Source organism: Bifidobacterium sp. wkB344, assembly GCF_003688305.1.
Taxonomy (GTDB): Bacteria; Actinomycetota; Actinomycetes; order Actinomycetales; family Bifidobacteriaceae; genus Bombiscardovia; species Bombiscardovia mizhiensis.
Map to the genome: position 1 here is coordinate 106,220 of NZ_NPOQ01000009.1, position 17,932 is coordinate 124,151.

16 protein-coding genes and 1 tRNA gene are annotated in these 17,932 nt (G+C 60.7%); 10 read left to right on the top strand and 7 right to left on the bottom strand.

Annotated elements, in window-relative coordinates:
* Nucleotides 1-15: 15 nt before the first annotated feature.
* The 3 genes from CI601_RS01960 to CI601_RS01970 all read right to left on the bottom strand — a co-directional run bounded on the left by CI601_RS01960 (nucleotide 16) and on the right by CI601_RS01970 (nucleotide 3,949).
* Nucleotides 16-1,059 carry a ribonuclease H gene (locus tag CI601_RS01960; protein WP_121914095.1) on the bottom strand — a complete coding sequence of 348 codons (1,044 nt, stop codon included), beginning with the start codon at nucleotides 1,057-1,059 and terminating at the stop codon, nucleotides 16-18.
* A 60-nt stretch (nucleotides 1,060-1,119) separates the two neighbouring features.
* A complete protein-coding gene (pgm, locus tag CI601_RS01965) occupies nucleotides 1,120-2,793 on the bottom strand; it encodes a phosphoglucomutase (alpha-D-glucose-1,6-bisphosphate-dependent) (RefSeq protein WP_121914096.1) in 1,674 nt (557 codons plus the stop codon).
* Nucleotides 2,794-2,854: 61 nt separating this feature from the next.
* Nucleotides 2,855-3,949, bottom strand: a complete 1,095-nt coding sequence (locus CI601_RS01970; RefSeq protein WP_121914097.1) for a diacylglycerol kinase family protein — start codon at nucleotides 3,947-3,949, stop codon at nucleotides 2,855-2,857.
* Nucleotides 3,950-4,169: 220 nt separating this feature from the next.
* Here CI601_RS01970 and CI601_RS01975 point away from each other — a divergent pair, with 220 nt between their 5' ends.
* The 7 genes from CI601_RS01975 (at nucleotide 4,170) to CI601_RS02005 (ending at nucleotide 10,354) form a co-directional block, all read left to right on the top strand.
* On the top strand, nucleotides 4,170-4,847 hold the full coding sequence (locus CI601_RS01975; protein ID WP_121914098.1) for a serine dehydratase beta chain: 678 nt from the start codon (nucleotides 4,170-4,172) through the stop codon (nucleotides 4,845-4,847).
* Between the two features lie 12 nt (nucleotides 4,848-4,859).
* Entirely contained in the window at nucleotides 4,860-5,735 is an 876-nt protein-coding gene (gene sdaAA / locus CI601_RS01980; protein WP_121914099.1) for an L-serine ammonia-lyase, iron-sulfur-dependent, subunit alpha, read from the top strand.
* A gap of 170 nt (nucleotides 5,736-5,905) precedes the next feature.
* Nucleotides 5,906-7,192: a serine--tRNA ligase gene (gene serS, locus CI601_RS01985; protein ID WP_121914100.1), complete on the top strand. Its 1,287-nt coding sequence runs from the start codon at nucleotides 5,906-5,908 to the stop codon at nucleotides 7,190-7,192.
* Between the two features lie 93 nt (nucleotides 7,193-7,285).
* A tRNA-Ser gene (locus CI601_RS01990) sits at nucleotides 7,286-7,370 on the top strand.
* 189 nt (nucleotides 7,371-7,559) lie between these two features.
* Nucleotides 7,560-8,057, top strand: a complete 498-nt coding sequence (locus CI601_RS01995; protein ID WP_121914101.1) for a hypothetical protein — start codon at nucleotides 7,560-7,562, stop codon at nucleotides 8,055-8,057.
* A gap of 73 nt (nucleotides 8,058-8,130) precedes the next feature.
* The gene (locus CI601_RS02000; RefSeq protein WP_183129706.1) at nucleotides 8,131-8,667 is read left to right on the top strand and encodes a YbaK/EbsC family protein; all 537 of its coding nucleotides are present in this window, start codon (nucleotides 8,131-8,133) and stop codon (nucleotides 8,665-8,667) included.
* A 127-nt stretch (nucleotides 8,668-8,794) separates the two neighbouring features.
* Complete coding sequence (locus CI601_RS02005; RefSeq protein ID WP_395947997.1) at nucleotides 8,795-10,354, top strand: ClC family H(+)/Cl(-) exchange transporter; 1,560 nt, start codon at nucleotides 8,795-8,797, stop codon at nucleotides 10,352-10,354.
* Nucleotides 10,355-10,364: 10 nt separating this feature from the next.
* Here CI601_RS02005 and CI601_RS02010 read toward each other — a convergent pair whose 3' ends face one another.
* Nucleotides 10,365-10,976, bottom strand: a complete 612-nt coding sequence (locus tag CI601_RS02010) for a Type 1 glutamine amidotransferase-like domain-containing protein (protein ID WP_121914104.1) — start codon at nucleotides 10,974-10,976, stop codon at nucleotides 10,365-10,367.
* Nucleotides 10,977-11,148: 172 nt separating this feature from the next.
* Between CI601_RS02010 and CI601_RS02015 the strand changes: the two genes are divergently transcribed.
* Nucleotides 11,149-11,868 (top strand): hypothetical protein, encoded by a 720-nt coding sequence (locus tag CI601_RS02015; protein WP_121914105.1) that lies wholly within the window; start codon nucleotides 11,149-11,151, stop codon nucleotides 11,866-11,868.
* Between the two features lie 8 nt (nucleotides 11,869-11,876).
* On the opposite strand, the gene CI601_RS02020 is transcribed toward CI601_RS02015, so the two are convergent.
* Together CI601_RS02020 and CI601_RS02025 are read right to left on the bottom strand one after the other, a co-directional pair.
* Nucleotides 11,877-12,578: a response regulator transcription factor gene (locus CI601_RS02020; RefSeq protein WP_121914106.1), complete on the bottom strand. Its 702-nt coding sequence runs from the start codon at nucleotides 12,576-12,578 to the stop codon at nucleotides 11,877-11,879.
* Between the two features lie 98 nt (nucleotides 12,579-12,676).
* Nucleotides 12,677-13,990 carry an ATP-binding protein gene (locus tag CI601_RS02025; RefSeq protein ID WP_259465281.1) on the bottom strand — a complete coding sequence of 438 codons (1,314 nt, stop codon included), beginning with the start codon at nucleotides 13,988-13,990 and terminating at the stop codon, nucleotides 12,677-12,679.
* A 113-nt stretch (nucleotides 13,991-14,103) separates the two neighbouring features.
* On the opposite strand from CI601_RS02025, the gene CI601_RS02030 reads away from it, so the two are divergent.
* Complete coding sequence (locus CI601_RS02030) at nucleotides 14,104-16,008, top strand: PspC domain-containing protein (RefSeq protein WP_183129707.1); 1,905 nt, start codon at nucleotides 14,104-14,106, stop codon at nucleotides 16,006-16,008.
* Nucleotides 16,001-16,405: an ABC transporter permease gene (locus tag CI601_RS08365; RefSeq protein WP_147437925.1), complete on the top strand. Its 405-nt coding sequence runs from the start codon at nucleotides 16,001-16,003 to the stop codon at nucleotides 16,403-16,405. The genes CI601_RS02030 and CI601_RS08365 overlap by 8 nt, the downstream gene beginning before the upstream one ends.
* Here CI601_RS08365 and CI601_RS02035 read toward each other — a convergent pair.
* Nucleotides 16,355-17,911 carry a S9 family peptidase gene (locus tag CI601_RS02035; protein WP_121914108.1) on the bottom strand — a complete coding sequence of 519 codons (1,557 nt, stop codon included), beginning with the start codon at nucleotides 17,909-17,911 and terminating at the stop codon, nucleotides 16,355-16,357. The genes CI601_RS08365 and CI601_RS02035 overlap by 51 nt on opposite strands.
* Between the last annotated feature and the right edge of the window lie 21 nt (nucleotides 17,912-17,932).

A 17,932-nucleotide genomic window follows, 5' to 3' on the forward strand; every position in this document is an offset into this window, starting at 1 on the left:
CGGTCCATGAACAGCTCAATCCTTGACTTCGATGGCATGCAGGCGGAAAGGCGCCTCATCAATGGTCACGTAACCGTCAGGGTCGATGGCGGCGTCCAGATCGATGCTGCCGACGATATGCAGGTCCTGTCCAGTAAACATGCTGCTGCCAGAAGGCGGTGGCGTGATGCGGATCCGGCCGTTGGCTCTCAGCCCTCGAGCGCCGGAATTCTTGGTCTCTTGATCAATCGTGTCGGTGTCCGAAGTATCGTTGAAAGCCGGCGAGGGGTCGTCTTTTTGACCATCGGCTATGCCAGAAGCGGGCGTGTCATTGATGGCTTCAGACGGCACGTCGTCCCGCTCATCTGCTGCCGCGGCCGGCGACCCTGAGAATGTTGCGGCTACGGACTCGGCTTGCTCGGCATCCACGGCCTCGGATTCGACGGCGGTTTCGGCCAGGTCTTTCTGCTCTTTCTGGTCCAGGCGAACCTTTTTGCGGCCAAGATCGTCCAGAACCTGGGGTCCTCCGTCCAGCTCCTCCTTGACTGCGGACGGCACCTGCGTGCCCTTGGCGTAGGGGGAGGCCAGCAGTGATCGCCAGCCCTCAACGGGCAGACAGCCTTCCCGATCGCCTTTGCCTGCAGCTGTGGCATAGCCGCGGGCCAGCGTGTCCACTTTCTCGTTGAAGGTGTCGCCGGCGTGGCCCTTGACCCAGACAAACCTGACTGATCCCGGCCGTGCCTGGATCTCCCGATCGATAGCCTCGATCAGAGGGCGGTTCTTGACCGGCTTACCCTGGGAGTTCTTCCAGCCCTTCCTCTTCCACCCGGGCACCCAGGTGGTGGAGCAGTTGATGGCGTATTGGGAGTCGGTTTCGATGACCAGCGGGCGTTCGCCTGGGTGGGCTCGTAGCGCCTGCACGACGGCGCACAACTCGCCAATCTGATTGGTGCCGTTGCTTGCGCCGCCTGCATCCGCATCGCCGCCCTCGTGATCGGCCCAGGCCCAGCCCATGGGGCCGTTGGGATTGCTCAGTGCGCTGCCGTCGGTGGAGACGACCAGATTCTTGTCATTGGTCATGGTTCCAGACTAGACAAACAGATAGAGAACCCCTGCGCCAGCGATGGTCCTGTCTGCAGCTCAGCCCAGGGCCTTGGCGACCACCTGGTCGGCGTCGTCCAGAACCTGGTCCAGGGTCTCAGGGGAAACGAAGGATTCGGCATAGACCTTGTAGATGTTCTCGGTGCCGGAGGGGCGGGCGGCGAACCAGTTGTTCTGGGTGGTTACCTTGATGCCTCCGATTTTGGCTCCGTTGCCCGGGGCTTCGGTCAGCTTGGCGGTGATGGGCTCGCCGGCCAGGGTGGAGGCCGTCACATCGTCGCCGTTCAACTGGGCGAACTTCTGCTTCTGCTCCAAGGTGGTCGGGGTGTCCACACGCTTGTACCAGCTTTGGCCGAAGCGCTCCACCTGCTCCTGATGGAGCTGGGCCGGGTTCTTTCCGGTCTTGGCTGTGATCTCGGCAGCCAGCAGGTCGGGGATCAGCCCATCCTTGTCGGTCGTCCACACGCGACCATCCCGGCGCAGGAAGCTCATCCCCGAGCTCTCCTCACCGCCGAAGGCCACCTCGCCCTTGAAGAGAGGGTCGACAAACCACTTGAAGCCCACAGGTACCTCGATCAGCCTGGCACCGATGGAGGCAGCCACACGGTCGATCAGGGAGGAGGAGACCAAGGTCTTGCCGATGCCGGCGCCCTGCGGCCATCCGGGACGGTTGCCGGAGAAGAGGTATTCCACGCATACGGCGATGTAGTGGTTGGGATTCATGACCCCGGTTCCCGGGCAGACAATGCCATGCCTGTCGGCATCCGGATCCGTGCCTCCGACCAGGTCGTAGGAGTCCCAGGCCCCAGCATTCAGGCGGTCCACCAGGCCCTTCATGGCATAGGGGGAGCTTGGATCCATGCGGATCTTCCCATCGTGGTCAATGGTCATGAACCGCCAGGTCGGATCCACCTTCGGGTTGACGACGCCGATGTTCAGACCGTACTTTTCGTTGATCAGCGGCCAGTAGTTGACCGAGGCCCCGCCCAGCGGATCAATGCCCAGACGGACACCTGAAGATCTGATCAGATCAAAGTCGATGACATTGCCCAGGTCAGCCACATAGTGTTCCCGGTAGTCGAAGCGCTCAACCAGGTCGGATTTGATGGCATCCTTAAAGGGAATCCGCTTGACCTGTCTATAGTCGCCCAAAAGCTCGTTGGCCCGTTGCGCTATGGCGTTGGTGGTTTCGGCCGGAGCCGGTCCGCCTGTGGGCGGGTCGTACTTGAATCCGCCATCGGTAGGCGGGTTGTGGGAGGGAGTGACCACGATGCCGTCGGCCAGGTCCTTGCCGGAGAAGCGTTGGGTGCCGTCGGCCGCCCGGTTGTGTGTCAGGATGGCCTGGGAGACGGTGGGGGTGGGAGTGTAATCATCATTGGCGTCAATGCGCACTCGCACGTCGTTGGCGGTCAGGACCTCGATAGCGGTCTTCCAGGCGGGCAGGGAGAGGGCGTGGGTATCGCGGCCCAGATAGAGCGGTCCGGTGACTCCGTCCTTGGCTCGCTGTTCGGCTATGGCCTGGCTGATGGCCACGATGTGGGCCTCGTTGAAGGAGGTGGTCAGGGCGGAGCCACGATGCCCGGAGGTGCCGAAGGACACCCGCTGGGAGGGCGTGGAGGGGTCGGGGATGAGATCGTAGTACCTGCCGATCAGATCGTCTACGTTGATCAGATCTTCCGGGCTGGCAGGCTTGCCCGCGTTCTGTGCTGTCATGGCTCCCATCATGCCACCCCGGCATGAGAAAGCCTACAGATGGTGAACGGACTCCTTCAGCTCAGTCGGACTGGGGAACCCGCACGTTCAGAGCTCGGTGCTCCACGCTGATTGCGATGTGGCAGGTCTCGCCCAGAATGTCGCCGTCCACCTGGGCCAAGGCGGGCTTCTCCAGGCGGATTTCTGCCTTGGTCCCCTGCAGCTGGACGATGGTGGAGTTGGTCGACAGAGGGCTCTGGCTGGCCTTTCGGGTGATGGTCTGATGCATGACGTCTCCGAAGAGGTTGGCCCAGCCGATCAGTCCAGCGGAGGTGTCGATGATCTCGAAGTCCAGGATGCCGTCCTCATAGGAGGCGTCGGGCATCAGGGAAAATCCTGGGATCTCCCCACAGTTGCCGGCCATGAAGGTGCGGAAGGTCACCGAGGTGTTGGTCTGTGTGACCTGGTCGGGCCGGGTGATGGTGATGTCGGCTGTGTACTTGGGCGCGAACAGATGCTTGGCGCCGCTGATGAAGTAGGCCAGCCAGCTGACCGTCTTCTTCAGATTGGGGTCGGTGTCGTCAATCATCAGGGCATCGAAGCCGATGCCTGCGATGATCAGGAAGGCATGACCACGGCCTTGCTCCTGCTCGTCCTGGTCCAGCAGAGCCATACGGCCCACGTCGACTTGGGTGGATCCGTACGAGGTGGCCACGGCCAGGGCCGCGTCCAGATCGCCAACGGGAATGCCCATGTTCCTTGCGAAGAGATTCCCGGTACCTATAGGGATGATGCCCATGACATGGTCGCTGGATGCCATGGCGCTGGCTACGGTGCGTACGGTCCCGTCCCCGCCCACGGCAACGACTACGTTGGCTCCACGCTCCAGCGCCATGCGGGCGCAGGCTTTCCCATCCCGATCCAGCTGGGTTTCGATGAAGCTGAATTCGCGGATGCCCTTGTCCCGGCAGTATTGCTGGATGCGCTCGCGAGCAGCGGCAGCCTGAGGCTTGGAGGGGTTGATGACGAAAGCGTAGCTGAGCTGGTCGTCGTCTCGGGTCAGGATCTGCATGGCGAACCTATGTCGTCTTTGGGCGCGAATGATCAGCACCACTGCCGTGACGACAATGGCCGCCACCGCCAGGATGCCGAGGATGACGACCGCTGGAATTGGCATGATTCTATTGTGCGCGTGGCGTCGACCCGAATCCCTTGGGTGTGTCCGACGTGAACGAACCCTCTACAGCAATCACGCTGACAGTATGAGCTGATTGAGTTATGAAAATCGCAAAGTTATGATGGCATTCGGTCCATGTGGTCCCTTCGGTCTGGAGCTGCAAAGTCTTCGTACGCTGGAAGTCTGGGGAAGCCCGGGGGTATGGGAAGAGGAGGCAGGCATGGATAAGTACAAGAGCGTGTTCGACATCATAGGTCCCATCATGATCGGACCCTCCAGCTCACACACAGCTGGGGCGGTGGCCATTGGTCGGGTTGGCCACATCCTTGCCGGGGGTGCTCCGAGCCGTGCTGATATTCATTATTATGATTCATTCGCTCGCACGCACAGCGGCCACGGTACCGACTATGCCATCATCAGTGGCCTGTTGGGCTTTGCGCCGGATGATCCTCGGGTGCCTGATGCCATCGGCATCGCCCGCAGGCAGGGCATGGATTTAACCTTCCATGAGGAGGATGAACCCAGCCCCATCGACCACCCAAACACCGCCGTCCTGGACTTGCAGGGCCCAGCCGGTCGGGTGATCTACGCGGCTTGCTCTATTGGGGGCGGGACCATTGAAGTACGGAGTATCAACTTGGACGGCTGCCTGATCACTCCTCCAGGGCTTTTGCCCATCCTGTTGGTGGAGCTGGATGAATCCGAGAACGGCGCCGGCCGGCGGTTGGAGCGCATACGCGATCTGCTCCGGGAAGAGGGCGTGACCAAGCAGACCAGGTATGAGCCCGAGGGTCCGGCTGGCATGGCGGTGTACGAGTTCGATTTGGACAATCCGCTGTCTACGCAGCGGCAGAAGCAAATTGCCGGTCACTCGTCCCGGATGATTTATATCGACTAGAAGGCATGGCGCATGTTCACTTCGATCGCTGAACTCGTGAGTATGGCCGAAGAGCGCGGCTCGTCGATATCCGAAGTGGCCATCGACGAGGAGGTGCGTCGTTCGCGCCAGACTCGTGAACAGATCTGGGAAAGAATGGCCAAGAACCTGCAGGTCATGCAGGCTGCTGCGGCCAGGGGATCCCAGGGCGATGGCGTGTTTTCCAAGACTGGGCTGAGCGGTGGCCAGGCGGCTCTGATGGAGCATTACCGGAAGACGCGAACCAGCCTGAGCGGCGATGCCATGCTGCAGGCCGTCGAGGCCGCCATGGCCACCAATGAGGTCAACGCGGCCATGGGCATCATCTGCGCGACGCCTACGGCCGGCTCCTCGGGAACCCTGCCCGGAGTGCTCACCGTGCTCAAGAACCGACTGGGGCTGGATGACAATGCACTGATCCGCTGCATGTTCACGGCAGGGGCTTTCGGACTGGTCACGGCCAACAAGGCGATGATTTCCGGGGCTACAGGAGGCTGCCAGGCCGAGGTGGGCAGCGCATCCGGCATGGCTGCCGCTGCGGCGGTTGAAGGCGCAGGAGGCGATCCTGACGCCAGTGCCCAGGCCTTCGCCATAGCCATGAGCAATCTGCTGGGGCTTGTCTGCGATCCCGTGGCCGGACTGGTGGAGGTGCCCTGCGTCAATCGCAACGCCATCGGTACAGCCAATGCTTTGATCGCTGCTGACATTGCCTTGTCCGGTGGCGTCAGCAGGATCCCGCCCGATGAGGTCATCGCAGCCATGAAGTCCATCGGGGAAAGCATGCCCTCATCACTGAGAGAGACCGGCATCGGCGGACTGGCGGGCACTCCCACCGGCAAACGGTTCCGAAAGACCGTATTCGGCAAGTGATGCATGGCGGATGCATATAAGGGACGGATGGATTCCGTCTGCCTTCCCGTTGTGGTTGCTTCCCCTGGCTGGTCGGCGGCGGCCGGACCGGCTGCAGCAGAGGTCATAAGGCCCGGAAAGAGGTGTGCGGGGCCGGTTTTCGTGTCCTCTGAAAGTCATACAATTCAGATATGTTAGATATCAGGTTCATTCAGGAACATCCGGATGTTGTCCGTGAATCACAGCGCAAACGCGGCGAATCGGTCGAACTCGTCGACGAGGTGCTGAAGGCGGACAGTGAGCGCAGGGCTGCGCTCCAGGATTACGAGAGCTGCAGGGCCGAGCAGAAGTCGCTCGGTAAGCGCATGGGTTCGGCGTCTCCTGATGAGAAAGCCGATCTTCTGGCCCGGACCAAGAGCCTGTCCGAGAAGGTGAACGCCTGCAAGTCAGCCTCCGACGAGGCCAACGCCAGGTACACCGACCTCATGTGGAAGTTCAGCAACGTAGTGGAGCCTGAGGCGCCCGAGGGCGGCGAGGATGACTACGTGGTGGTCAAGAAGGTCGGTACCCCGCGCGACTTCGCCAAGGAGGGGTTCGAGCCCAAGAACCACCTGGACCTGGGCGTGGGCGTGGCTGGCATCGACATGCGCAGGGGCGTCAAGATTTCCGGATCTAGATTCTATTTCTTGCGCGGTGATGTGGCCCGGCTGGAGATCGCCATGCTGACCATGGCCGTGGACCAGGCCATGGAACATGGGTTCATTCCCACAATCACTCCTACCTTGGTCCGGCCCGAGGTCATGGCCGGCACCGGTTTCCTGAACGCCCATGCCGACGAGATCTACCGTCTGCGTGAACCTGATGACCAGTATCTGGTGGGTACCTCCGAGGTTTCCCTGGCTGGCATGCACGAGGATGAGATTCTGGATCTGAGCCAAGGCCCGCTGCGCTACTGCGGCTGGTCCAGCTGCTACCGGCGGGAGGCTGGTTCTGCTGGCAAGGACACCATGGGCATCATCCGCGTCCACCAGTTCGACAAGGTGGAGATGTTCGTCTACTGCAAGCAGGAGGACTCCCGCGACCAACACCAGCAGCTGCTGGCCATGGAGCAGGAGATGCTGGCCAAGGTGGACGTACCCTACCGGATCATCGACACCGCCGCAGGGGACCTGGGGTCCTCGGCTGCGCGCAAGTTCGACTGCGAGGCCTGGGTGCCCACCCAGGGCCGCTACCGTGAGCTGACGTCAACCTCCAACTGCACCGAGTACCAGGCCCGCCGCCTCAACGAACGCGAGCGGCTGGAGGACGGCTCCACGCGTCCCGTCAGCACCCTGAACGGGACCCTGGCCACCACCCGCTGGCTGGTCGCCATCCTGGAGAACCACCAGAACGCCGACGGCTCCATCGTCATCCCTGAGGCCATGCGCTCCTATGTGGGCGGCAAGGAGGTCATCGAGCCCAAGACCTGGGAGGCCTGAACCGCCTCTGCTGGGATCGGTCGACATTCCGTTGGTGGTTGGACCAACCTTGATGTCGTATGATGAGTGACGTGCCTGATTGGCACGTCTTATGGACAGGTGTCTGAGCGGCCGAAAGAGACGGTCTTGAAAACCGTTGTGGCGCAAGCCACCGCGGGTTCGAATCCCGCCCTGTCCGCCTGGTGGATGCCCCGGAGCTATATCCGGGGCATTTTTGTACTCGCGGGAGCTTATGTTCTCAGTCCTTAGGTCAGCGGTTGTTCAGCGGTTTGAATTGGAGCTCGGTGCCTACAATAAAGGACGGTAGCCATGCTTAATCACGCGAGTCGACCCTTGGGTGTCGGCTCTGCAAGGGAAAGGTCGGGTCGTGGATCAATTCATCGCCATTGTCTCTCTGATCGGGGATTGGTTGCTTTTCACATTCCCACTCTTCCAGGGGCTGATGGAGCTGCAGGAATATCAGGAGCTCCTGGACGACTTTGATCAGCTCAGCAAGAATTGGGATGAGGTCTCGCCCTGGTGGTGGCTGGCCCCCATCGTCAAGATCCACTTGGAGCGCAAACGCGGGCACGAAATTCTTCGTCAGGCCACCAGGACCCGGTCTGAGCGTCGACGGGCGCTGAGCTTCCTTGACCAGGCGACTGCCTGGTACTTCGTGTCGGTTGCAGGTTGGCTGAAGATGATCTCCTCCTCTTATGAATTGCTTGAGACATACGATGCCGAAGAGAACATATGGCTGCTGGTTCTCCTTGTCTTTCTGCTGACCTCCGGCGGTCTCTTCAACGCTTACTATCGCATAGACAGAAAGCGGATAGGCCAGAAGGAGAAGGAGCTGAAGCCCGACTCAGAGGTGGTCAACGACTGACAAGGTGCTCATGAGCCTAGACAATGACAACACTGAACCTGCTGCAAGAGCAGATCTTGGCGCTTTGAGCAGTATGGGTAAGAGACCAGTGGACGCGGGAAACCGGATTGTTCCTACGACTGTGCGAGAGCTCCTGGACGGTTTGAAGACGAATTGGCGCGTCGTTCAGCATCCGCCTTTGGACACCATCGACCAGGGTATGGAGTTGGGCATTGCTGACCTGCTGGGGCTCTCTGTAGAAAACCTCTCCAAGTTCCTGCTGCTGGAGGATGCGGGAGGTCTGCTGATACTCCTGGTGGCCAAGGGCATAGTGCGGCCTGATTTGCGCCAGGTGCGGGAAGTGGTCGGATGCCGAAGGCTGCACATGGCCTCGGCTGCCACCCTGCGTCAGTGTCTGGATACGGTGCCGGGCCGGGTCTCGCTGCTGGATCTGGTGGATCATCAGGGCCAGGTGGACACCGTCGTTCTGGACGGCAACTTGACAGCAACTGATCAACAGACCGCTCTGCCGCTGGGTTCCGACGATGTATCCGTCTGTCTGCCTGCCTCTTGCCTGCCGAACCTTGCTCGGCAGCTGGTATCCCGGGTGTTCATATTGCCGGAGAGTTGAAGCCGTCGACTGGGTCATTGCTTCTGGTCTTTGCCTGGGGGGATGCTGGAAACCGTTGTGTGCGAAGGCGGGAAGGAGCAGGCCGGTGAGGCTGAATCTGTCTAACAGAGGGTCGTCGGCAGATGAGATGGCTCAGACCCATTCTTCCGACTCGGTGCCGGCGATCAGGCCGGGTCGTGCCAGCCGATGGCTGGTAGCGTTCAGGGCCGCCTGTTGCGGACTGCTGGTGGGAGTGCTGGTGGTGCTCTACCGCCAGGGTATCGGCTACGGCACCCAGTTCGCTCGATGGACCTATGCACAGATGCGTGACCGGCCCCTGATGGTTCTTCCTTGGCTGCTGGCCGCCCTGCTGGTGGGCCTGGCCCTGGCTTGGATGGTCGGCCGGGTTCCCATGGCCTCCGGATCTGGCATCCCGCAGGTGGAGGGCGTGGTCATCCATGGCATGCGCATGCCTGCTCTGCCCGTGCTGGGCGTGCGATTCCTAGGCGGCCTGGCCTGCGGCATGTTCGGCCTGTCTCTGGGGCGCGAGGGACCCTCAGTGCAGATCGGCGCGGCCGGTTCCCAGCTGGTTTCCCGAGGATTGCGTCGGGATCGTGTGGAGGAGACCTGCCTGGTGACCTCGGGCGCGGCTGCCGGTCTGTCTGCAGCCTTCAACGCGCCTCTGTCGGGGATGGTCTTTGCTCTAGAGGAGATCCACAGGTCCTTTTCGCCAATGATTCTTCTGTCAGCAGCCATGGCCTGCCTGAGTGCTGATTTCATCGCCAAAAACCGCTTCGGCCTGCGCCCGGTCCTGGACTTTACCGCAATGCCCCAGTTGACCATTGCCCAGTATCTGCTGATGATCCCCCTTGGGCTGGTGGCCGGCCTTGTGGGAGCCGCCATGAACCGTCTGCTGCTGGGCGCGCAGAGCCTTTACAAGCACCTGCCCTCGAAGCTGGGACCGGTGATCTCCCTCTTCCTGGCCCTGCCGGTCGGATTGTTACTGCCTGCTGTCCTGGGTGGCGGCGAGGACCTGATTGGCAAGGCGGAAGGTGTTCGTGAGGTGGCCTGGTCGGTGGCCATCAACCTGTTGGTTCTGCTTCTGGTCAAGATGCTCTTTACGGCTACCTCCTTCGGCAGCGGTGCCCCCGGGGGCATCTTCATGCCCATCCTGGCAGTCGGCACACTGACTGGGTCCCTGTGTGGGATGGGTGCGGCCGCCTTGGGAATGCCCGTCAGGATTATTCCGGTTTGTGCGGTCTGCGCCATGGCAGGCACCCTGACGGCCTCGGTCAAGGCCCCCATAACCTCCATCCTGCTGACGGTGGAGATGTCAGGCTCTCTGGTCCATATGCTCCCTGTGGCCCTGTGCGCCTTCACGGCCCTGATGGTGTCCGATTTGTTGGGTGTCCAGCCTATTTACGAGGCTCTGCTGGAACGTTATCGCCGAGGACGTGCTCCCGATGCTCAGGTTCCTGACAGGGTCACTGTGGAGTTCCCCATAGAGCATGGCAGCCCGGCGGCTGGTCGTCTGCTGGGGCAGGTCCCCTGGCCGCACGGATGTGCCGTAATCGGTCTTCGCCGGGGTGAGCATCGGCTGATTCCTGCTGGTGATCTGAGGTTGCTCGCCGGAGACGGTGTCATCCTGCTCTGTCCCGGTGATCGTCTGGATCAGGCCCGACGGGTCATGGAAAGCCTCTGTCGCTGACTGACGTTCTCTAAAGGATGGTCAGGCACTGCCCGTGGACTGCCACGGCCTGGCTGTTGTTGATGGCCACCATGGGCGCATCGTCGCCGTAGCGGTCCAGAATTTTCCTGGTCACCTCGGCGAAGGGCTCGGAATCAAGGTGAGGGAGGAGACGGAAGTCCACCAGACCCAGACCGGCGGTGGAGTCCAGATCCGGGGCGGCCGAGCGCGGATCCATGGCATCCAGGAAGCCGATATCGGGACCGGTCACCACAGCGCCAGCCGATTCGCCGATGTAAGGTTTGCCATGATCCACCTGCTGTCTGATCTGATCAGCAGCGCCTGAGCGACGCAACTCCTGAAGCAGGAAGAAGGTGTTGCCACCGGACAGGTAGATCAGGTCGTCCTCCTCCAGGCTGCGGCGTATGGTCTCTGGATCGGCTGTTGAGACTTCCAGGTCGTCGATCCTGCAGCCCATGTCGGTGAAAGCTTGGCGAGCTTCCTGGACATAACTATCCGAACGCTGTGGAAGGTTGGCCGTGGGGATGAAAGCCACAGTACGATTCTTGGGTGAGCCCTCAAGGAAGGCGGGCAGCCTGTCAGCGGTAGCGGAGAATGAGGATGTGAGCAGCAGTCGACGCATGACGACTCCTTTCATGCCAGGCGGGACTTCCGCCCTGGGCAGGTCGCAAAGTATAAAATTCGACCATTGCTGGCCTCAATATATCCATGCAATGGCTTCCACTTAGTGATTGACTACATGTCGACTGGAATCCGGCGCAGGCCCTGTAGGTCCGGACGTTTATTCTGGGGGCATGGCAAGGCAGCATAAGGAGTTCCAGCAGGGATCCGGCCAAGGCGTATTGGACGACCTGCCAGGCGAGGATAAATTCAGCGATGACCGCCCCGATCCAGTAGCTCCCGGCGGCAGCATTCTCTTCGCTCTGCCTGGGACCTTGGTGGATTGGAACCCGCGGCGAGCCCTGGTTGGGCAGTACCCTGACGGGGTGGTCGATATGGTGCTGGACCCGGAGGACCCTTGGGGCTTCGCCTGCGTCAGAAGACAGATCAATCTGGGCGTGGACCCAGAGCAGGCACTGGCCGATTATGAAACCACTCAAGGGCCTGCGGTCGCCTGGGTGATTCGCGTTTGTCTGGAAAACTATACCCTGACAGTGAAGGGCCTGCTTCCCGGAGCGTCGGAGCTGCTGGAGGATCTGCGCCGAGCTGGCCTGACCCTTTGGGGCTTGTCGGTAACGACCCGTCAATTGATCGAGTCGGTATCCAAGGTGCTTTCGCCGCTCTCTGCCCTGAAAGGTGTCCTGATTTCATCACAGGAGCATCTGGACCTTTCTGATCCGCTCTTCTATCGTCTGGCCCTTTGCCGCTTCGCCATCAGCCCCGGGCATACGATCTTCGTTGATACGGATTCTGAGCATGTGGCTATAGCTGACCGACTAGGCATGGAGGGGATTGTTGCCCATGACATCAGCAGTCTGCGTCAGCTTCTTCGTCAGCGCGGTATCGCCTGTTGAGCGGACTGTCAGACGATGCGGCGGTCAGCGGCCCAGCGGGTCAGTTCGGTTCGGTTGGATAGCTGGAGTTTGCGCAGAACGTTGGAGACGTGGGTCTCAACAGTTTTGATGGAGATGAACAGTTCAGAGGCCACCTCGCGGTAGGTGTAACCACGGGCGATCAGGCGCATGACCTCCTGCTCGCGTGCGGAGAGCCGATCCAGCTCGTCGTCTTCTGCCAGACCGGCATCTGCTGCCTCGTCCTCCTGGAAGGCGGAGAGCACGAATCCGGCCAGCTTGGGGGAGAAGACCGCGTACCCCTCGTGAACCTGGCGGATTGAGGAGACCAGGTCCTTGGCGGAGATGGTCTTGGTCACGTAACCACGGGCTCCGGCGCGGATGACCGAGCCCACGTCCCTGGGCGAGTCGGATACGGAAAGGGCCAGAAAGACCGACTTGGGGGAGAGGGGATGGGAGCGGCTCAGGATTTCGGCGCCCCCGCCGCCCTGACCACCGGGCACGTGCACATCCAGCAGGACCACATCGGGCCGGGTCTGCCTGACCATGAGGATGGAGGATTCCACGTCTGCCGCCTGACCCACGACGTGAAAATGCGGCTGCAGGGTGGTTATGACGCCGGTACGGAACATCTCATGGTCGTCGACGACGGCCACGCGGATGCTTGCGGGTCCACCCTCGGTTTGATGGGGCTCTGCTGCAGTCGTGGTCATGGGCGTGGTTCAACCCGCCTTTCCCGACGCGGGTCCTCAAGTGTGGGTGGGATCGGACCGGCATGCGTCTGTGAATGAATGGTTCACCATGCATCCTATCATTGCTGGGCCTCAGTCCCCTTTTCAGTCTGACCAACCTTGCCCTCCTGGTGTTGGCTGGCCTCGGACAGCGGCATGTGCATCCTGACCTCGGTGCCCCAACCCGGGCGCGAGACGATCTCGACCCTGCCGCCACGCCGCCGAATCCGGCCGATGATGGACTCTCGGATTCCCAGACGGTCGGCTGGAATCGTATCCATATCGAAGCCCGAACCGTGGTCGCGCACGTAGACCTCAACCTGATTCCTGCGGGCCTCGCAATAGACGGAGATGGGTTCCCCGCCGTGGGTTACGGCATTGACCAGGGCCTGTCGGGCCGCGTTGAGCAAGGCATCGGTCTGGGCGCAGGGCATGGCATCGCCGACGGTGACCACCTCGATCGGCTTGCCTGAATCGTCCTCCACCTGTGCGGCTATCTGGCTCAGCCCTGTGCTGACGGACCGGTCTGAGGGAGTGCGTTCCTGGTAGAGCCAGTTGCGCAGATCGCGCTCCTGGGAGCGAGCCAGGGTGAAGACGGTATGCGGGTCGTCGGCATGCAGCTGGATCAGGGCCAGGGTCTGCAGAACGCCATCATGCAGATGGGCCGCCATATCGGCCCGCTCCTCCTCGCGTTCCTTCATGGCTCGTTCATCGCCCAGCTGGCTGAGGATCGAGCCTACCCAGGGCACAACCACTGCGGTTACGCCTATAAGAAGCAGGCCGGCCAGGACTATCAGGGTCAGGGCCCAATGCAATTCCTGGGTGGACAGCAGGAAGATCACCGCGGCAGACAGGATCAGGGCCAGGCTGCCTATCAGGGTCGGCAGGTGGTAGCCGGTTCCTTGGTTTTCCGGCCTCAGCCAAGCCAGAACCAGTCCTGCGCAGAAAAGCAGGCAGGGGACGACAAAGGCGGGGCGCATACCGCTGTTGAGCAGAAAGACCGCAGTCAGCAGGAGGATGATGCCCAGGCCTGCTAGCAGTCTGGTTATCCGCCCGGGACTGATGCTGTGCTCCTCCTTCTGATCTGGCTGTTCAGTAAGGATGCTGGGCGCCAGCGGGGCTGACTTCGGGTCATTCGGTTGGACTGCCTGGGTGGGGTCGCCCTGGGGGAGCGTCAACCACAGAAAGCAGTAGATGACACAGGTGATCAATTTGGGGGCCATAAGCACCATGACCAGGCGGATCCAAAAGACGGGAATGCCCAAGTGCAGGCTGACGCCCTTGCAGACTCCGCATAGGATCCTGCCCTTGTGTGGCCTCATCAGGGGCATGCGCGCAGGATGTAGAGGAGGTGGTTCCCTCAGCGTTTGTTCTTCCTGCATGGCTGCGTTCATGCCTCCATTATCGGTTTCGGATGGTATCGATAGGGCAATAAGGGGAAGAAATCAGGGTCGAATCAGGGTGTTCCCCCATGAGATTTGCGCTCGCAGGGTGTTGTAATGAAGATATGAGTAGCGACATGAACGGCAATGGCCCCGACAACGGCTGGCAGTGGAAGTTCGACAGGTTCTTCCGCGCCTGCAGGGAGTCCTATCTGATCCGTGACCAGGGATGGGTAGGCGGAGTTTGCGTAGCCTTGGCCCGTCGCCTGGGTTGGAGCGTGACCCTGGTCAGAGCGTTGATGATTCTGGCGGTCTTTTTCTTCGGCGCCGGTGCCGCCTTCTACGGCTTTGCCTGGTTCATCCTGCCGGACCGGCGTGGGGTCATTATCGCCCAGGAGCTGATCCACGGGATTTGGCATGCTTCCATGGTGGGCATCATCATTTACTGGCTGCTGGCCATTCTGATTCCTGGAGTCGGAATCTTTTCACTGGCCTTCGGTGCCCTGGTCCTGTATCTGTTCATCCGGTGGAGCCGCAACAAGGCCCTGGAGTACCAAAGAGGGTACTGGACTGGGCCGGATGCCGGCAGACCGGTTTCGGGCGATCCTTGGGTGATGGGACCGCAATATTCGGACCGGCCGAGTGGTGCAGGTTCGCAATGGTATCCGAATCAGCCTGAGTACCCAAGCTTTTCGGGGTATGAGGGGTACCAGGATTACACAGGGACGCGAAGCAATACGCAGACAGACGGCAATGCGAGCACAGAAGGGTACAAGAACCAGCCAGGGGATTCCGATTCGTATGGAACTCGGGAACAACAAGGGGATGCGACTGCTTCCGGACATATTTTTGAGACAGCGGATTCGGCAAACGCTGGCAGCGATTCGAATAATACGCAAGGCTATGAGAATCCTGTCACCGGTGCATCCCCCGGAGGTTGGACGGGGGCAGAAGGCCCTGCAGAACCTGCTGGGAACATGAATCAGTCATATGCATTCAGTGACTGGCCGGACTATGGCACAGCCGGGTCATTCTCGACAGGGCCGGGAATAGCCCGTAAGACTCCGTCGGTTCCGCCCCGGATACGGCGTCGTCCCGCCGGACCTGCGCTGGTCAGTCTTCTGTCAGGACTGATCCTGGTCTCCGGCGCAGGGGCCTGGTGGATGGCCACGAACCCCTATCGCGGATTGAATGTGGCCTTGACCTTCGCTCTGATCTGGGCTGGAGGCGTCACGCTGATACTTGGCGTGGTCATACTGATCCTGGGTTTGATGGGTCGCAGGTCTGGAGGACTGACCCCCATTGCTCTGATGGCCTGCCTGGTTGTCCTGATGCTGGCTTCTGGTTCGGCCATACCAGGCATTGAGCAAACCCAGAACCGCAGGATCTTGGCCGACTACGCCACAGTTCAGGTTAACGGTAACAACCATGGGCGCTTGTTGGGGGCGGACAGTGCAGACATGAGGCGTTACCGCCGCGGAATCGCGCTGGTCGGAGACCCGCAGGATCAGGGAAGTGCCGTTGTTGACCTGACTGGTTATGAGCAGAAACACGGCACCCATCGCGTTGAGATTATGGATAATGCGGAGAGTACAGTCTCAGGCTGCCCGACGGGCACTGTCCGCCTGGCTGTGGCCTATGCTGACGTTCGCCTGCTCATTCCTAAGGGATGCAGTTTGTCCTATAGGGAACACACCGACCTCTACAGGGTCTTGGGATCAGGCGCGGCTGACTGGATAACCGAGACGGAACAGGGAAACCGGATGTGGTGGGGCAATACGTCGCCATCAGCTGAACGACGCAATTGGGAGGAAGCCCTGCGAGCGTCCAAGGAGGATCAGTGGCATATGCCCGACGATCCCGAATTGATCGTTGAAGCCAATCTCATGGCCGGTGCACGGGTCACCGTGCAAGCCCAGGGGAGTGCTACCCAGCCGAAGCGGGCGCAGCTCTACAGCGGATCGATCAATGAATATTGGGATTATAGCTACAATCCATGGCAGTTTGGGGAGGATCAGGAAGATGACTGATATGCAGCAACCAGAAGGAGGCCAGCCGCTGGATGGTCAGGAGCGCACCACCAAGGTCATGCCGATTGAATCCCCACCCCCGATATACCAAGTTCAGATGCAGCCGCCGGAGCCGGTCCGTCCAAGCGGCCCCAGCCTGCCTACCATCATTTTTGGCGTCCTGGTTGGACTTTTGGCTCTGACCATGTTGACTCTAGGATTGGTCTTTCTGCGTTACGGTACGGATCTGACCCTAGTTATACCCTGGCAACGGATTATTCCATTGATTTTTGCTGGCCTGGGCTTGGTGCTGATTGTCGTTGCTATATCAACTTGGCTGGCATCAACAAAGCGCGTTCGTCATGACTCAAAAGACCAAGATATTCCAGAAGATCAGGCTGCCAAGGATGGCCAATGACCCCAACAGGGTTAGGGTCAGGGTCAGCCAGTGGCCCGCCCCGGCAACAGCCGGCTTGCCGTCAGATCGGCTGAAGATGGAGCTCAGGGTGCTCGCCAAGAGCAGGATGAGCACCAGGCTGAGACCTGACAGTAGGAACCAGGAGAATGTCATCATCGAGGACAGATGGACCAGGCCGAAGGCCTGGCGGACCACAGTGAAGGCATAGGCCAGCAGAGCGGTTATCAGTCCTGCGGCCAACAGTCCCAGTGCCCAAAGCCGTCCGGCCAGACCTTTGCTGAAGCCGGGACGTTGTCTGATATTGTCTCGAGCCCGCAGATGTGAGTTCAAGGCTCCTATCAGGGCAGTTATGAGGGCAGCAACCAGCAGAACGGGGCCACTGGCCATCAAGGTCAGCAGGGCGGTCAGCGAGGAAATCAATCCGGAATCAGTACGATCAGGCACTTGATTGAGCTGATGGGGCTGGTTGCCGGCAATCATGGGAGTGGACCATTGATCGGCTTTGGTGCCTAGTGCTACGGCGTTGATCCAGTCTTCCAGATTATGGGTATATCTGGGTTCCAAGGGCAACCCGGCCTTGGCCAGCCGACTGCCGGTGCGGATCTGATGGTTGGTGGGGTAGTAGCGCAGAGTCACGTTGTCATTGCCGCTGGCGTGGGTTCTGCGGATGATTTCGCGCGCACCCTGCTCGACTGGCATGGAGACATCCATGGTGCCGAAGTTGATCATGACCGGCATTCGCAGCTGATCCAGATAGGGCAGGGAGGGAAAGTCGGCGTACGCCAGGCCCAGCAGGGACAGATCCATGCCCATGAGCCGGGGTATCACATTGCGGATTCCCTTAGGTGCGCCAATCAGATCCAAGTAGCTGGTGGCCGCCATGGCCATCTGCCGCCGTCCCGGGTAGACGGGAGGCGAAGTCAAGATGGAGAAGGCGATGCTGGGGTCCTTGGCGGTCATGATGGACGATATCCAGGTGCCTTCGGACTCGGCGTACAGGCCTACTTTGGTTGGATCCACACCCGGCCAGGATCGCAGACAGTCAAGGGAACGCCCATAGTCGGCGGCCATGGCCTGATAATCACGGTGAAATGTGGTGTAGGTGTCCAAGCGCTTGTCAGGCACCAGGGTGGTAATGCCGGCCGAGGCCATAGCTGAAGCCAGGTCGCCGTATACTTCGGAGGATTTGCCTGTTCCGGCGCCGTGGATGAACAGGCAGGCTGGTCCAGCGCCCTTTCGGTCGCTTGGCTCTCTGACAATGGCTTGGATACGAACTCCGCCATCCAGAGTGATGCTGATTTTCTGTTCCCTGACTTGGTGGGTGCCCTCAGGGGTGGTGGTTCCAAGGCTCGAGGCGACTGCGGTGGACCGGGTTGAGACCTGCAGATGGTCACGGTAGGGTTCCACCTGCCAGTCCGGCGTCATGGCTTGGCCTAAAAGGAGCATGACCAGCAGGATGACTACGAAGGAGGCGGCGGTAAAGCCCGCCCGTTTCAGCTTTTGCACCCGTCAACTCTACCCGACTGG

Excerpts from the sequence above, each read along its gene's own strand:
- CI601_RS01960 (WP_121914095.1), bottom strand. The coding sequence starts at position 1,059 with ATGACCAATGACAAGAATCTGGTCGTCTCCACCGACGGCAGCGCACTG.
- pgm (WP_121914096.1), bottom strand. The coding sequence starts at position 2,793 with ATGACAGCACAGAACGCGGGCAAGCCTGCCAGCCCGGAAGATCTGATC.
- CI601_RS01970 (WP_121914097.1), bottom strand. The coding sequence starts at position 3,949 with ATGCCAATTCCAGCGGTCGTCATCCTCGGCATCCTGGCGGTGGCGGCC.
- CI601_RS01975 (WP_121914098.1), top strand. The coding sequence starts at position 4,170 with ATGGATAAGTACAAGAGCGTGTTCGACATCATAGGTCCCATCATGATC.
- sdaAA (WP_121914099.1), top strand. The coding sequence starts at position 4,860 with ATGTTCACTTCGATCGCTGAACTCGTGAGTATGGCCGAAGAGCGCGGC.
- serS (WP_121914100.1), top strand. The coding sequence starts at position 5,906 with ATGTTAGATATCAGGTTCATTCAGGAACATCCGGATGTTGTCCGTGAA.
- CI601_RS02000 (WP_183129706.1), top strand. The coding sequence starts at position 8,131 with ATGGGTAAGAGACCAGTGGACGCGGGAAACCGGATTGTTCCTACGACT.
- CI601_RS02005 (WP_395947997.1), top strand. The coding sequence starts at position 8,795 with ATGGCTCAGACCCATTCTTCCGACTCGGTGCCGGCGATCAGGCCGGGT.
- CI601_RS02010 (WP_121914104.1), bottom strand. The coding sequence starts at position 10,976 with ATGCGTCGACTGCTGCTCACATCCTCATTCTCCGCTACCGCTGACAGG.
- CI601_RS02015 (WP_121914105.1), top strand. The coding sequence starts at position 11,149 with ATGGCAAGGCAGCATAAGGAGTTCCAGCAGGGATCCGGCCAAGGCGTA.
- CI601_RS02020 (WP_121914106.1), bottom strand. The coding sequence starts at position 12,578 with ATGACCACGACTGCAGCAGAGCCCCATCAAACCGAGGGTGGACCCGCA.
- CI601_RS02025 (WP_259465281.1), bottom strand. The coding sequence starts at position 13,990 with ATGAACGCAGCCATGCAGGAAGAACAAACGCTGAGGGAACCACCTCCT.
- CI601_RS02030 (WP_183129707.1), top strand. The coding sequence starts at position 14,104 with ATGAGTAGCGACATGAACGGCAATGGCCCCGACAACGGCTGGCAGTGG.
- CI601_RS08365 (WP_147437925.1), top strand. The coding sequence starts at position 16,001 with ATGACTGATATGCAGCAACCAGAAGGAGGCCAGCCGCTGGATGGTCAG.